Origin of the sequence: Variovorax sp. J22R115 (genome assembly GCF_030317005.1) — a bacterium.
GTDB lineage: Bacteria > Pseudomonadota > Gammaproteobacteria > Burkholderiales > Burkholderiaceae_C > Variovorax.
On sequence record NZ_JASZYM010000018.1, the window covers coordinates 29,471 to 43,839 of the forward strand.

The following is a 14,369-nucleotide window of genomic DNA, read 5'->3' on the forward strand; positions in this document are numbered from 1 at the left end:
CCATCACCTCCCGTCCTATGAATCGCAATCTCTGGCTGCTCACGATCTGCCAAGGCCTGTTCCTGACGAACAACGTCGCCTTCATCGCCATCAATGGCCTTGTCGGCCTGGCGCTGGCGCCGCGCGGCTGGATGGCGACCCTGCCCGTGATGGGATACGTGGTGGGCGGTGCGCTGGCCACCGGCCTCGTTGCGCGGACGCAGAAGCGCTTCGGGCGGCGACGCTCGTTTCAGATCGGGATCGCCGTGGCGCTGGGCTCGGCGCTGCTGTGCGCCCAGGCCGCGATCTGGAAGGACTTCTGGCTGCTCTGCTTCGCGACGGTGGTGGCGGGCTACTACAACGCCAACGCCAGCCTCTATCGCTTTGCGGCGGCCGAACTCGCTGCGCCCGACTGGCGCGAGAAGGCGGTGTCGCTGGTGATGGCCGGTGGCCTGATCGGCGCGGTGGCGGGGCCGAATCTCGCCGCCGCCACCCGGACCTGGTTCTCGGTGCCTTTCGCGGGCGCCTATCTCGCGTTGGCCGCGGTCGCACTGCTGGCGATGGTGATGATGCAGTTCATCGATTTTCCCGCGCCGCCGGCCAAGAGCAGTTCGACGGGAGGCCGATCGCTGCGCGAGATCGCGCGCCAGCCGGCGTTCATCGTCGCGGCCGTGTCGGGCGCGCTGGGGTTCGGCGTGATGAACCTGCTGATGGCGGCGACGCCGATTGCCATGCAGGTCTGCAGCCTGCCTTTCGAAGACATCGCGTTCGTTCTCGAATGGCACGTGATCGGCATGTTCGCCCCGGGCTTCTTCACCGGCCACCTGATCCGCCGCGTCGGCGTCCTGCCGGTGATGGGCGCAGGGCTGGCGCTCAATTTCGGCTGCATCGCCGTGGCGCTCTCGGGCGTGGACCTGCATCAGTTTCTGATCGCGCTGTTCATGCTGGGCGTCGGCTGGAACTTCCTGTTCACAGGCAGCACCACGCTCTCGCTCGCGACCTATGCGCCCGAGGAAAGAGATCGGGCCCAGGGCGCGCTCAACTTCTGTGTCTTCGCGACGCTGGCGGTGAGCTCGTTCGCTTCGGGCGTGCTGGTCACCACGCAGGGCTGGCGCCTGCTGAACTTCGGCTCCCTGGTGCCCGTGGTGCTGACGGGCATGGCTCTGCTGTGGCTCGCATACCGTCGGCGCACGGCGCCTGCAGCGGCCTAAGGGGCGGGGAAGCGCTCGGCCAGCCAGCGCTGGAGCGTGTCGAAAACCGGAGCGGCATCGCTCTCGTTGAAGATCTCGTGATAGTGCGCCGGAAAGCAGATGGTGCTGACCACCGATGCCGGCGCGGCGGTCGCGAAGGCGCGGCTTCCGGCAGGACTGACGAGTCGATCGTCGCCGGCATAGATCAACAGCGTTGGCACATGCCACGTGGGTGCCGCGGCCAGCACGACGGCGCCTTCGTCGGCGAGAAAGCGCGCCAGCCGGGCGCCGATGCGGTCGTGGCACAGCGGATCATCGCGATAGACCGGCGCAACGGCGGGGTCGTGCGACAGGTACTTCAAGTCGAGTCCATTGCTCACACGCAGGTCGGGCGCCAGGCGTGACAGCGTCGCGATGAGAAAGCGCTGGAATCCGCTGAGGCCCGCATCCAGCGCAGGCGAAGAAAGCACCAGCGCATCGACCGGGCGCACAGCGCGCGCAACGAAGCTCGCGGCGACCAGTCCGCCGAGACTATGTCCCAGCAACACGAGCGGCAACCCTGGACAGGCCGCTCGCGTGTCATCGACGACGAGGGCGAGGTCATCGAGCAATCGATTCGCTGTAGGCAAGCCTCCGCGTGCACCGCTTGACGCGCCGTGTCCATGGTGATCGACCGCACGCACGGCGAATCCCCACGCATTGAGGTGTCCCGCGACATGCGCATAGCGTCCGGCGTGTTCGCCAAGGCCATGCACCAGCACGACGACCGCCTTGGCGCGGCCGTGTTCGAGCGGCCAGTCGTGCAGCGCCAGCGTTTCACCGCCCGGCGCATGCAAGGTGTGGAGGGGCTTCAAGCCGCGCTGGCGCGTGCGACCGGCAATGCGGCAATCACCTCGGCCACTGCCGCCGTGAGCTTCTTCGCATAGGGCACATGCAGAAATTCATTGGGGCCGTGGGCATTGCTCTTCGGCCCCAGCACGCCGCACACCATCATCTGGGCCTTCGGAAAGCCGACGCTCAGCATGTTCATGAGCGGGATCGTGCCGCCTTGCCCGATGTAGCCGCAGTCCGCGCCGAAGTGCGCGCGCGAGGCGGCATTGAGCGCGCTTTCGAACCACGGCGCCGTGTCGGGTGCGTTCCATCCAGTAGCACCGCCACCGCTTTCGAAAGTGACCTTCGCCTGGTAGGGTGCGTTGTCTTCGAGCAATGTCTTGAGCTGCTGCACCGCCTGGTCGGCCTCGACCAGCGGCGGCAGGCGCAGGGAGAGCTTGAAGGCGGTGTAGGGGCGCAGCACATTGCCTGCGTCTTTCAGTGCGGGGAATCCTTCGGCGCCGGTGACCGAGAGCGTCGGCTTCCAGGTGCGATTGATCAGGGCGTCCACGGGATCGGTGGTGGTCGGCAGCGCGAAGGTCGTCGACCCGCCGCAATCGAAGTGCGCCCACGGGAAGCGCTTGTAGACCTCTTCGCCCAGGATCGCGGCCGTCGCCTTCGCCTGCGCCAGTCGTTCGGCGGGCACGGCGCAGTGGAAGCTCTCGGGCAGCAGGCGGCCGGTCTTGCTGTCTTCGAGGCGGTCGAGCACCTGCCGCATGATGCGGAAGCTCGATGGCACGAGCCCGGACGCGTCGCCCGAGTGCACGCCTTCGGTCAGGACCTCGACCTTGAGCGTGCCGCTGGCCATGCCGCGCAGCGAAGTGGTAAGCCACAGCTGGTCGTAGTTGCCCGCGCCCGAATCCAGGCAGATGACCAGCGACACGTCACCCAGGCGCGGGCGCAGTGCATCCACGTAAGGCAGCAGGTCGTAGGAGCCGGATTCCTCGCAGGTCTCGATCAGGCCCATGATGCGCGGATGCGCCGCACCCTGGGCCTTGAGCGCCTTCAGCGCGGCGACGCTCGCGTACACGGCATAGCCATCGTCGGCACCGCCGCGTCCGTAGAGCAGGCCGTTCTCGTACTTGGGCGTCCATGGGCCCAGATCGTTGCGCCAGCCGGTGAATTCGGGCTGCTTGTCGAGGTGGCCGTACATCAGCACGGTTTCCTTCATGTCGGTGGCGGTGGCCGCGACTTCGAAGAAGAGCACGGGGGTGCGGCCTTCGAGGCGCACGATCTCCAGCTTCAGGCCTTCGACCTTCTGCGCCTCGACCCAGGCCGCGGCATTGCGCAGCACCTTCTCGAGGTAGCCGTTCTGCGCCCAATCCTTGTCGAAGCCCGGCGACTTCGCGGGGATCGCGATGTAGTCGGTGAGTTGCTTGACGATGTCGTTGTCCCACTGGGTCGACACATCGGACAGCGCACGCCCGGCGTCGAGCAGACCGGCAGGCATTTCGCGGTGGAGGGGGGCGTTCATGGAGTTCTCCGCGGGGTTGGGGGAACGATGTTAGTACGTGCCGGCGGATCATGCCCCGAGATGACATGCGGGCGGTGAATGCGATAAAAGGCGTGCTTCGCCAACGCTGCCGAGAGACGCCATGAATGCGCACCACACCGACGTTTCGAGCTTCACCTCGCTCGCGGGGGGAGGCCGGTCATGAGCGGCGCGAGCGAACGCATCCGGGTCGGCGTCGGCGGCTGGACCTACGAACCCTGGCGCAACACCTTCTATCCGGCCGGCTTGCCGCATGCGCAGGAGCTGAACTACGCGAGCCGGCAGCTCACGGCCATCGAAGTCAACGGCACGTACTACAGCACCTTCAAGCCGACGACCTTCCAGAAGTGGCGGGACGAAACGCCCGATGGCTTCATGTTGTCGCTGAAGGCATCACGCTTCGCGACGAACCGAAAGCTGCTTGCCACGGCTGGCGATTCGATCAAGCGTTTCGTCGACAGTGGCATCGGCGAGCTTGGCGAGAAGCTGGGCCCGATCGTGTGGCAGTTCATGCCGACCAAGGCCTTCGATCCGGAGGATCTGGCGGGCTTTCTCGAACTGCTGCCAAGAAAGGAAGGCAGCCGCGAGCTGCGTCACGTGCTGGATGTTCGACACGACAGTTTCCGGACGCCGGAATACCTCGCGCTCGCGCGCAAGCACGCCGTGGCGACGGTCTTCACCGACTCGGAGAAGTTTCCGTCGTTCGCGGATCTGACCGGGGACTTCGTCTATGCACGCCTGATGAACAGCGACGCGAAGTTCGAGAACGGGTATGCGCCCAAGGCGCTGGACGCGTGGGCGGAGGCCGCGAAGACATGGGCGAAGGGCGGCACGCCCGCCGCGCTGCCGCACGTGGAGGACGGCAAGGCGCCTGCATCGCGGGCCCGAGACGTCTTCGTCTACTTCATCAATGGCGCAAAAGAAAAGGCACCGGCGGCTGCCGGTGCCTTGATCAAGCGCCTGGAGTGAGCAGCGTCAGGCAGCTGCTTGCAGGGCCGAGGGCGTGGTCGTAGCTGCAGGCTTGCTGCTGGCAGAGGCGGCGCCGAAGCTGATTTCGCCGGAGAGCTGGCCGCCCTCTTCGACAACGATCTTGCCGTAGCGGATCTTGCCGGTGACCTTGCCGGTGGAATGAATCACGAGCTTTTCGCGAACCGTGAGATTGCCGTCGAACAGACCGCGGATCTCTGCGATGTCGATCTCCGCAGAGCCCTTGAAGGCACCTTGCTCGGCGATCTGCATGACGCGCGAGTCCATCGTCGCTTCCACAAGGCCTTCAACGACGAGTGTGTCGCAATCGGTGATCTCGACGCCCTTCAGCTTGATGTTCGGGCCGACGGTGAGCTTGCTGCCGCCTTCCTTGGCAACGCTGGCGACCGCATTGGCGGCTTGGGTCGTGAGAGTGGAAGGACTGACGGGAGTGCCCGAGAGATTGGTACCGGAACCCATCAATGGCGCGGGACGGGAGGTGAGATTGTCGGCTTCGCGATCACGTTTGCCGAAGAAGGGGGACTGTGTGGCCAATGGGGAACTCCTCAAAACGCGTATCGTAAGAAGGCCCTTACGGCTCGCGGCACTTCATTGCGCAAGAGGCGTAACTGAATAAATCGTGATTGATTGCAAAGTTGAACTTTTGTGCTCCATATTGAAAGTATTCGGTCTCGCGTCGAGAAAAAATGCTGCGGCGGCGCATCAAAGCCAGGCGACGCGCCCTTGCGCAGCATCGTCGAGACGTGCAATGAATGCAGCGGCCGACGGTTCAGGCAGCGTGAAGGAGAAATGCACCATGCTGTCGTGCCGCACTTCGCTGATCGTGGCACCGACGGCGGCGATCTCGCGGCGAAGAAGGCCTTCGAACGCATAGGGCACCGCGCAATGCAGGCCGCGTTGTCGCACCAGGGGGAGAAGCGACGCGCCCGCAAGCGCCTGCGCAACGCTGTCGGTGTAGGCGCGCAAGAGGCCGCCCGCGCCGAGCTTGATGCCGCCGAAGTAGCGCACGACGGTGGCCAGCACGCTTTCGAGGTCGTGATGGCGAAGCACCTCCAGCATCGGGCGCCCCGCCGTGCCGCCGGGTTCGCCATCGTCATTGGCCGCCGACTGTCCGCCCGCCATCAGGGCCCAGCATACGTGTGCCGCACCCGGATGTTCGCTGCGCAACGAGTCGACGATGGCCTGCGCCGCTGCGCGATCCACCACCGGCTGCACGCACCCGATGAACCGGCTCTTCTTGACGATCAGTTCGCTGTGGAGCGGCGTGGCGAGAGTGAACGGCATCACATCAGGGCTCGGCCGCCATCGTTCGCTAGCGCTCGCGTTCGAACTTGAAGACCGCGGTGCCGGCGCGCGCATTCGGCAGCCAGCGGACTTCGCGCCCTTCCTGCAGCCCGAATGCATCGAGCACGCGGAGGCGGTTCTTGCGTGCGAGCACCTCGAAGTCCTTGAAGGTACCGACGCGGATGTTGGGCGTGTCGTACCACTGGTAGGGCAGGCGCCGTGTCACGGGCATGCGGCCGCGCGCAATGCTGATTCGGTTCGGCCAATGCGCGAAGTTGGGAAAAGCCACGATGCCGATGCGGCCCACGCGCGCGGTTTCGCGCAGCATCACTTCGGCGTTGCGCAGGTGCTGCAGCGTGTCGATCTGCAGCACGACGTCGAATGATGCGTCGTCGAACATCGCGAGGCCTTCGTCGAGGTTGAGCTGGATCACGTCGACGCCGCGCCGGACGCAGTTCAGAACGTTGCCGTCGGCGATCTCGATGCCGTAGCCGGTGCAGCCGCGCTCGCGCTGCAGCAGGTCGAGCAGCGCGCCGTCGCCGCAGCCCAGGTCGAGCACTCGTGCGCCTTCAGGCACGAGGCGGGCGATGCGTTGTTGGGTGTCTTGGTCGCTCATGCCGATTCGACTCCTGCGATGCGGTCGAAATAGGAGCGCACCACGCTCATGTAGCGCACATCGTCGAGCAGGAAAGCGTCGTGCCCGTGCGGTGCGTCGATTTCCGCGTAGCTGACGTTGCGGCGGTTGTCGAGCAGGCCCTTGACGATCTCGCGGCTGCGCGCCGGAGAGAAGCGCCAGTCGGTGCTGAAGCTCACGATCAGGAACTTGGCCTTGGCCTTCGCCAGCGCTGCGCGAAGGTCGCCGCCGTGCTCGCGTGCGGGGTCGAAATAGTCGAGTGCGCGCGTGATGAGCAGATAGGTGTTGGCGTCGAAGTACTCGCTGAACTTGTCGCCGTTGTAGCGCAGGTAGCTTTCGATCTGGAACTCGACTTCCTGGGTCGAATAGAGGAAGTCCGTGTGGTCGACGCTGCCCTCGACCGCGCTGCGCAACGCCCGGCCGAACTTCTCGTTCATCACGTCGTCGCTCTGGTAGGTGATGTGGCCGATCATCCGGGCGATGCGCAGCCCGCGCTTGGGGATCACGCCGTGCTCATAGAAATGGCCGCCGTTGAAATCGGGGTCGGTCACGATCGCGCGGCGTGCCACCTCATTGAATGCGATGTTCTGGGCCGTGAGGCTGGGTGCGCTGGCAACGACCACGGCGTGTTGCACGCGCTCGGGGTATTGCATCGTCCACGACAGCGCCTGCATGCCGCCGAGGCTGCCGCCCATCACGGCCGCGAGTGTGCGAATGCCGAGAGCATCGAGCAGAGCGGCTTGCGCGTTGACCCAATCCTCGACCGTGACCACGGGGAAGTCGGCGCCGTAGGCATGGCCCGTGGCGGGGTTGATGTGCATCGGGCCGGTCGACCCGAAGCAGGAGCCCAGGTTGTTGATGCCGATGACGAAGAACCGATCGGTGTCCACGGGTTTGCCGGGGCCGATCATGTTGTCCCACCAGCCCTCGGACTTGTCCTGGCCTGCATACGCGCCGGCGACATGGTGCGATGCATTCAGCGCATGGCAGACCAGCACGGCATTGCTGCGCTCGGCATTGAGTTCGCCGTAGGTCTCGAAGGCAAGCGTGTAGTCGCTGATCGACGCGCCACTGGTGAGAGCCAGCGGCCCGGCGAAATGCATCGATTGCGGAGTGACGACGAACGACATGAATGAAAAAACCCGGCCTCGCCAAAAACGAGCCGGGTCGGGCGTCCGTCTTTAGCTGCATTTGTTAAGCGCCCGCAAGCTGGAGCAAATCGGCGCGTCTTGGAAGTATATGCCGGTCAACCCCAGCCGATCAACGCGGCGACGCCGAGCACCAGGAAGATCACGGCGGAGATGCTATGAACGAGTTTGATCGGCACGCGCTTGACGATGCGCTCGCCCAGCCACACCACCGGTGCATTGGCCAGCATCATGCCGAGCGTGGTGCCGAGCACGACCCACACGTAGGCATCGACATAGCGGGCGGCGAGCATCACGGTCGCGATCTGCGTCTTGTCGCCCATCTCCGCGAGGAAGAAGGCGAAGAGCGTGGTGCCGAACACGCCGAAATGCGAGGCCTTGGGCACGTCGTCGTCATCGAGCTTGTCGGGGATCAGCATCCAGAGCGCCATGGCGATGAACGACGCGCCGAGGATCCATCGCAACACGTCTGGCCCGAGGAAATGTGTGACCCAGTTGCCGACGGCGCCCGCGAGCGCGTGGTTCAGGGCCGTGGCCGCGAAGATGCCCAGGACGATCGGCCAGGGCTTGCGGAACCGTGCGGCGAGCACGAGGGAGAGCAACTGGGTCTTGTCGCCCATTTCGGCGAGCGCGACCACGCCGGTTGCAATGAAGAAAGCTTCCATGAAAAAGGGATTCCAACGGCCGAAGGACGCAATTGACCGCACGACACCTCGGCCGAATCCCGAAGTCGCGCGGTCAAAGGTCTCGCCAGGCTGGACACTGTCTGCGCCATGTCTTGCACGAAGGCAGGACAAGTCTGTTGACGCAAACCCTTCTCGCGATGGAAGGCGGCTACTCCCCAATGACTCGCGGATTATAGTCGGCCGGCGAGCGAATTAGTAAGTGTGCGCTAACGTCAACAAAAATTTTGAGGGGGGCGGGGGTGGGGGCAAATTCCTACTTGTGCGTGGCGTATTTCACCCATAATGCGCGAGCCTCCCCTCAAATTCTGGTGGGGGTGATTGGGTGATCGGTCAGTTTCGCGCAGCTCGGCGGATTCTTCCGTTGAACGGTGCTCTCGGGACTCCATCGCTTTTCTTGATGTGTTTATAGGAGTCCCTTGATGGGCAACAAACTGTACGTCGGTAACCTGCCTTACTCGGTACGTGACGGTGATCTCGAGCAAGCCTTCGGGCAATTCGGTGCCGTGACGAGCGCCAAGGTCATGATGGAGCGCGACACGGGCCGCTCCAAGGGCTTTGGCTTCGTCGAAATGGGCAGCGACGCGGAAGCACAAGCAGCCATCAATGGCATGAACGGCCAGCCCCTGGGCGGTCGTAGCGTAGTCGTGAACGAAGCACGTCCGATGGAAGCACGTCCCCCGCGCAGCGGTGGCGGCGGCTATGGCGGCGGCGGTGGCGGCTACGGTGGTGGTGGTGGCGGCGGCTACGGCGGCGGCGGCGGTGGTCGCAGCGGCGGCGGTGGCGGCTATGGCGGCGGCGGCGGTGGCTACGGTGGTGGTGGTGGTGGTGGTGGCCGCAGCGGTGGCGGTGGTGGCGACGGCGGTTTCCGCAGTCCTTACGGCGCTGGCCCGCGTGGCGGCGGCGGTGGTCGCGGTGGCTACGGCGGCAATGGCGGCAACAGCGGCTATTGAACCGAACTTCGAACCGAACGCACGACAAAAAGGCTCCCCAGGGAGCCTTTTTTCATGGGCGATCGCCGCTGATCGTCCCTCGTCATTCTCCGGATCGCCGCTTTCGACCCCGGCCCTTGACGGCTCGATCGAATACGGCGTTCGGAAGCAGGCGCATGATCTTCGCGACCACGCCCATCTGCCAGGGAATCACGCGGTAGCTTGTTCCGGCGTCGATCGCACGGAATGCCCGGTCGGCGAAATCCGCGGGCTGCATCAGAAAGGGCATGCCATAGCGATTGCCCTGTGTCAGGGGCGTATCGACATAGCCCGGGGAGATCGTCACGACCTTCACGCCGCTCGAGCGCAGCTCGCCCCGGAGGCTTTCGCAGTACGCGACAACGCCCGCCTTGCTCGCACAGTACGCACCGTGGCCCGGGAGGCCGCGTATCGCTGCAACGCTTCCGATGCCGACCAGCCGGCCACTCCCCCGGGCCTTCATGCCACCGATGAACGGGTGGAAGGTCGCCGCCAGTCCGATGTTGTTGATTGCCAATGTCCGCGCGAGCACATCGAGATCCTCGCGTTCGGCGGTGTCCATTCCGACGCTGATGCCGGCGTTGGCGATCACCACATCGGGCACACCCTGTTGCTGCACGCAGGCAGTGCCGGCTGCCACGATGCTGTCGATCACCGCCACATCGGCGCTGTAGATCCGGCATCGGCCGGCATCGATCCGCTGGGACGCTGCCCAGGCCTCGATCTCCGCCGTACGCCGGGCAACCAGGGCCAGATCGTAGCCCGCGTCGTGAAAGCGCGCCGCCAACGCCTGGCCAATGCCGCTCGATGCGCCCGTGATGAAAGCAACGGGCCTTGCGCGCGGCTTTACCGGAAGGGTGTGGTCTGTCAGCGCTTCTCTCCCGGTGGCGGCGCCGCACGCGGCATCAGCACGCCGTGCACGCGTCCCTGCAAATTGGCGACCCCCGTGCCGCTGTCGTAGTCCAACGAATCCGCCGTGAACTTGTCTGTACCGCGTATCAGCGTGACCGGCTTGTGCGACTTCACGCGCTCAGTGTCCAGGAAGGCATGCAGGAACTCGCCGCGAAACTCCAGTCGCGGCACCAACTTGCCATCGACGGTCTTGGCCGCGTCGCGAACGATGACGGCGTCGCCGAAGAGCTGTATTTCGCTTCCGTCGCCGTTGGACAGGCCGCGCTTCGCGGAACCGTGCGTGACCAGCCCTTCTTCGGAAATGGCGCGCCACCGCACGTCGTCGACTTCGAGCGTGTCGGTGTCCGGATAGTGACGGCCTTCCTTGCCGAACAGTTCGCTGCTCAACTCGCCGTTCGGCAGGAAATTCTTGACCACGAAGCTCCGCATGAAGAAGTCGGGTTCGTGCGTCGGCGCTTCCTTGGCCGCTGGCTCCAGCAGTTTGGGGGCGCTGCGCACCAGCCAGTAGGTGCCCAGAGCCAGGGCCGCCATCAGGATGAGCGGCAGGTACATCGTCGCGCGATCGAATCCGATGCGCACCAGGCTCCAGGCCGACTTCATGCGTGAAGGCCCCGCGCACCGTCCAGCAAGCGCCGGTAATGGCCGCCGGCGGTCAGCAACAGGTCGCAGAACTCGCGTGCGGCACCTTCGCCGCCGCGTGCGGCCGTCACATAGTGTGCGATGGCGCGCACTTCGGCATGCGCGTTGGCGGGTGCGGCGGCAAAGCCTGCGCGCGACAGCACGGGCAGGTCGGGCCAGTCGTCGCCGATGGCAGCGGCCTGCGGCCAGTTCAGGCCCAGGTGCGCGAGCATGGCTTCGGCAGCCGGCAGCTTGTCCTCCGTGCCGTAGCGCACATGCTCGATGCCCAACGCCTGGAGGCGTACGCGCAGCGGTTTGGAATCGCGACCGGTGATGACGGCCGGTGTGATGCCCGCGCTGCGCAGCAGCTTGAGGCCGTAACCGTCCAGGATGCTGAAGCGCTTGAGCGTTTCGCCGTGCTCGCTGAAATAGACGCCGCCATCGGTCAGCACGCCGTCGACGTCGAAGAAGGCAACGCGCACGTCCTGGGCGGCGAGCAAGGTCTCCGCCTTGAATTCGATCGGCATCAGATGACCTTCGCGCGCATCAGGTCGTTGATGGTGAGCGCGCCGATCAGGAGGCCGGTCGCGTCGACCACGAGCACGCTGGTGATGCGGTGCTTTTCCATCAGCTCGGCCGCTTCGACCGCGAGCGCTTCGGCGCGAAGCGTGCGCGGGCCGGGATGCATCACGTCGCCCGCGGTCAGGGCACGCAGGTCGGCGCCGGTCTCGATCTGCCGGCGCAAGTCGCCATCGGTGAAGATGCCGATGGCCCGGCCATCGGGGTCGATCACCGCGGTCGCGCCCAGTCCCTTGGCACTCATCTCGCGCATCAGTTCGCTGAGGCTGGCGCCGGGACTGACGCGGGGCACGGCGTCGCCGGAGCGCATGACGTCGCTCACGTGCGTGAGGAGCTTGCGGCCCAGCGCGCCGCCGGGGTGCGAACGGGCGAAGTCCTCGGTGCCGAAGCCGCGCGCATCGAGCAATGCAACGGCGAGCGCGTCTCCGAGGGCCATCTGCGCCGTCGTGCTGGCGGTCGGCGCGAGGTTGAGAGGGCAAGCCTCCTTCTCGACACCGCTGTCCAGCACGATGTCCGCATGGCGTGCGAGCGTGGAGTCGGCGCCGCCGGTCATGGCGATCAGGGGCACGCCCTGTCGCTTGACGACGGGAAGGATGACGGTGAGTTCCTCGACCTCGCCGCTGTTGGAGATCGCGAGCACGAGGTCGACCGCCTTGATCATGCCAAGGTCGCCGTGGCTTGCTTCGGCTGGGTGCACGAACATGGCCGGCGTGCCGGTCGATGCGAGCGTGGCGGCGATCTTGCGGCCCACATGCCCGCTCTTGCCCATGCCCATGACGACCACGCGCCCGCGCACATCGAGGATCTTGCGGACGGCCTCGACGAAGCTAGGCCCGACACGCTGCTTGAGGCCGAGCACGGCCGCAGCCTCGATATCGAAGGTGATACGCGCCCGCGCGAGCATCGCGTCGGGTTCGGCCGTCGAGGCCAGGTCAGGGCGGGAGCTCATCGACGGATTTTATCGGCCAGGGCTGGCGAGCACACTTTGGACGCAAACCCACGGGAACATTCAGTAGCATCGCGCATGTCCTCACTCGATCTCACGCTGATGTACCTGCTGGCCGCGGTGATCGGCGTGGTCGTCTGCCGCTACTTCAAGCTGCCGCCGATGCTGGGCTATCTGTCGGCCGGCGTGCTGATCGGACCGCATGCGTTCGCTCTTGCCCAGAACTCCGAAGGCATCCAGCACCTGGGCGAGTTCGGCGTCGTTTTCCTGATGTTCGTGATCGGTCTGGAATTCAGCCTGCCCAAGCTGCGCACCATGCGCAAGCACGTCTTCGGCCTGGGCCTGCTGCAGGTGATGCTGACCATCTCGATCGCGACGGCCGGCGCATTGCTGATCGCCCACTGGCTGCCGCCGAACTGGCGCCTGGGATGGAAGACCGCTTTCGTGCTGTCCGGCGCGCTCACGATGAGCAGCACCGCGATCGTCGTGAAGCTGATGGCGGAGCGCCTCGAACTCGACAGCGAGCACGGCAAGCGCGTGATGGGCGTGCTGCTGTTCCAGGATCTTGCCGTGGTGCCGTTGCTGGTGCTGATTCCCGCACTCGGCGCGCCGCCGGAAACCCTGCTGAAGGCGCTGGGTTTCGCTCTGCTGAAGGCCACGTTCCTGATTGCGGTCCTGCTCTACGGCGGGCCGCGCGTGATGCGCTGGTGGCTCACGCTGGTCGCGCGCCGCCGCAGCGAGGAGTTGTTCATGCTCAACCTGCTGCTGGTCACGCTGGGGTTGGCGTGGCTCACCGAACTGGCGGGCTTGAGCCTGGCGCTGGGCGCCTTCGTGGCCGGCATGTTGGTGTCGGAGACCGAGTTCAAGCACCAGGTGGAGACGGACATCCGGCCCTTTCACGACGTGCTGCTGGGGCTTTTCTTCATCACGATCGGGATGTCGCTCGACTGGCACATCGTCGTCGACCGCTGGCTGCTGGTCGCCGTGCTGCTGTTGCTGCCGCTGACCTTCAAGTTGGTGCTGGTGACGGTGCTGGCCCGCTGGCTTGGCGCGACCACCGGCGTCTCGCTGCGCACCGGCCTCTACCTCGCGCAGGCGGGGGAGTTCGGCTTTGTGCTGCTGGCCCTGGCTCAGGGGAAGGATCTGCTCCCGGCGTGGCTGGTGAATCCGGTCCTGGCTTCGATGGTGCTATCGATGCTGTCGACGCCTTTCATCATCATGTACAGCAACCGCATCGTTCGGAAGCTGGTGGCGAGCGACTGGCTGCAGCAGTCGCTCCAGATGACGACGATCGCGCGCAAGACGATCAATACCGCCCAGCACGTGATCATCTGCGGCTACGGGCGCTGCGGGCAGAACCTCGCCCGCGTGCTGGAGCGCGAAGGCATCCCTTACCTGGCGCTGGACCTGGACCCGGATCGAGTCCGGCAGGCCACCGCGGCAGGCGACTCGGTCGTGTTCGGCGACGCCGCGCGCCTGCAGGCGCTGATGGCGGCCGGCCTCGCGCGCGCCAGCGCGGTGGTCGTCACTTACCAGGACGTGCCGGGCGCCCTCAAGGTGCTGGCCAACACGCGGGCGCACGCGCCGCAGGTGCCGGTGATTGTGCGCACCCAGGACGATCGTGACCTCGAGAAACTGCAGGCGGCCGGCGCGACCGAGGTCGTGCCCGAGGCGATCGAGGGTTCGCTGATGCTCGCAAGCCATGCCCTCGCGCTGGTCGGCGTGCCGATGCGGCGCGTGATCCGCGTGGTGCAGGACCAGCGGGACGCCCGCTACAACCTGCTGCGCGGCTATTTTCACGGCGCCGATGACGACAACGCCGACGAACTCGACCACGAGCGGCTCAACACCTTTACGCTTTCGGACGGTGCCCGGGCCATCGGCCAGCCGCTGGCGCGGCTTGCGCTTCAAGCCCTGGGGGTGCGGGTCGCGAGCCTGCGCCGCCGCGATGGCAAGGCGGCCGATGCGACCGACGACACGGTGCTGGCGGACGGCGATACGCTGGTGCTGTCAGGCAAGCCCGGCGCGCTGGCCATGGCGATCGAGAAGCTGCAGAAGGGCTGATCCGCGGACAGG

At 65.8% G+C, this 14,369-nt stretch carries 15 protein-coding genes and 1 riboswitch; of the genes, 4 read left to right on the plus strand and 11 right to left on the minus strand.

Going from position 1 to position 14,369, the window contains the following annotated elements:
* Positions 1 to 17 precede the first annotated feature (17 nt).
* Positions 18 to 1,190: an MFS transporter gene (locus tag QTI04_RS27415; protein ID WP_286600438.1), complete on the plus strand. Its 1,173-nt coding sequence runs from the start codon at positions 18 to 20 to the stop codon at positions 1,188 to 1,190.
* Here QTI04_RS27415 and QTI04_RS27420 read toward each other — a convergent pair.
* Together QTI04_RS27420 and QTI04_RS27425 are read right to left on the minus strand one after the other, a co-directional pair.
* Positions 1,187 to 2,023, minus strand: a complete 837-nt coding sequence (locus QTI04_RS27420) for an alpha/beta hydrolase (protein ID WP_286618335.1) — start codon at positions 2,021 to 2,023, stop codon at positions 1,187 to 1,189. The two genes, QTI04_RS27415 and QTI04_RS27420, sit on opposite strands and share 4 nt — an antisense overlap.
* Positions 2,020 to 3,513, minus strand: a complete 1,494-nt coding sequence (locus QTI04_RS27425; protein ID WP_286618336.1) for a M20 family metallopeptidase — start codon at positions 3,511 to 3,513, stop codon at positions 2,020 to 2,022. Before QTI04_RS27425 ends, QTI04_RS27420 begins: the two co-directional genes overlap by 4 nt.
* 180 nt (positions 3,514 to 3,693) lie before the next feature.
* Here QTI04_RS27425 and QTI04_RS27430 point away from each other — a divergent pair, with 180 nt between their 5' ends.
* Positions 3,694 to 4,500, plus strand: coding sequence for a DUF72 domain-containing protein (locus QTI04_RS27430; RefSeq protein ID WP_286618338.1), 807 nt, complete (start codon positions 3,694 to 3,696; stop codon positions 4,498 to 4,500).
* Between the two features lie 6 nt (positions 4,501 to 4,506).
* Here the strand turns inward: QTI04_RS27430 and QTI04_RS27435 are convergent, their stop codons facing one another.
* From QTI04_RS27435 to QTI04_RS27455, 5 genes are all read right to left on the minus strand, one after another.
* Complete coding sequence (locus QTI04_RS27435; protein WP_286600442.1) at positions 4,507 to 5,052, minus strand: polymer-forming cytoskeletal protein; 546 nt, start codon at positions 5,050 to 5,052, stop codon at positions 4,507 to 4,509.
* A 168-nt stretch (positions 5,053 to 5,220) separates the two neighbouring features.
* On the minus strand, positions 5,221 to 5,802 hold the full coding sequence (locus QTI04_RS27440; protein ID WP_286618339.1) for a YigZ family protein: 582 nt from the start codon (positions 5,800 to 5,802) through the stop codon (positions 5,221 to 5,223).
* 28 nt (positions 5,803 to 5,830) lie between these two features.
* Positions 5,831 to 6,418 carry a methionine biosynthesis protein MetW gene (metW, locus tag QTI04_RS27445; RefSeq protein ID WP_286600445.1) on the minus strand — a complete coding sequence of 196 codons (588 nt, stop codon included), beginning with the start codon at positions 6,416 to 6,418 and terminating at the stop codon, positions 5,831 to 5,833.
* Positions 6,415 to 7,566 carry a homoserine O-acetyltransferase gene (locus QTI04_RS27450; RefSeq protein ID WP_286618340.1) on the minus strand — a complete coding sequence of 384 codons (1,152 nt, stop codon included), beginning with the start codon at positions 7,564 to 7,566 and terminating at the stop codon, positions 6,415 to 6,417. The genes metW and QTI04_RS27450 overlap by 4 nt, the downstream gene beginning before the upstream one ends.
* A 116-nt stretch (positions 7,567 to 7,682) precedes the next feature.
* Positions 7,683 to 8,249: a TMEM165/GDT1 family protein gene (locus QTI04_RS27455; protein WP_286618341.1), complete on the minus strand. Its 567-nt coding sequence runs from the start codon at positions 8,247 to 8,249 to the stop codon at positions 7,683 to 7,685.
* Positions 8,250 to 8,257: 8 nt separating this feature from the next.
* Positions 8,258 to 8,439, minus strand: a riboswitch (yybP-ykoY riboswitch).
* A gap of 250 nt (positions 8,440 to 8,689) precedes the next feature.
* Here QTI04_RS27455 and QTI04_RS27460 point away from each other — a divergent pair.
* Positions 8,690 to 9,220, plus strand: a complete 531-nt coding sequence (locus QTI04_RS27460; RefSeq protein ID WP_286618342.1) for an RNA-binding protein — start codon at positions 8,690 to 8,692, stop codon at positions 9,218 to 9,220.
* 82 nt (positions 9,221 to 9,302) lie between these two features.
* Here QTI04_RS27460 and QTI04_RS27465 read toward each other — a convergent pair whose 3' ends face one another.
* The 4 genes from QTI04_RS27465 to QTI04_RS27480 are packed head-to-tail and all read right to left on the minus strand — an operon-like array spanning position 9,303 to position 12,296.
* On the minus strand, positions 9,303 to 10,109 hold the full coding sequence (locus QTI04_RS27465; protein ID WP_286618430.1) for an SDR family oxidoreductase: 807 nt from the start codon (positions 10,107 to 10,109) through the stop codon (positions 9,303 to 9,305).
* The gene (gene lptC / locus QTI04_RS27470; RefSeq protein WP_286600450.1) at positions 10,106 to 10,750 is read right to left on the minus strand and encodes an LPS export ABC transporter periplasmic protein LptC; all 645 of its coding nucleotides are present in this window, start codon (positions 10,748 to 10,750) and stop codon (positions 10,106 to 10,108) included. Before lptC ends, QTI04_RS27465 begins: the two co-directional genes overlap by 4 nt.
* Positions 10,747 to 11,295, minus strand: a complete 549-nt coding sequence (locus QTI04_RS27475) for an HAD family hydrolase (RefSeq protein ID WP_286618344.1) — start codon at positions 11,293 to 11,295, stop codon at positions 10,747 to 10,749. The genes lptC and QTI04_RS27475 overlap by 4 nt, the downstream gene beginning before the upstream one ends.
* On the minus strand, positions 11,295 to 12,296 hold the full coding sequence (locus QTI04_RS27480; protein WP_286600453.1) for an SIS domain-containing protein: 1,002 nt from the start codon (positions 12,294 to 12,296) through the stop codon (positions 11,295 to 11,297). The genes QTI04_RS27475 and QTI04_RS27480 overlap by 1 nt, the downstream gene beginning before the upstream one ends.
* A 75-nt stretch (positions 12,297 to 12,371) precedes the next feature.
* On the opposite strand from QTI04_RS27480, the gene QTI04_RS27485 reads away from it, so the two are divergent.
* Complete coding sequence (locus QTI04_RS27485; protein WP_286600454.1) at positions 12,372 to 14,357, plus strand: monovalent cation:proton antiporter family protein; 1,986 nt, start codon at positions 12,372 to 12,374, stop codon at positions 14,355 to 14,357.
* Positions 14,358 to 14,369: the final 12 nt, after the last annotated feature.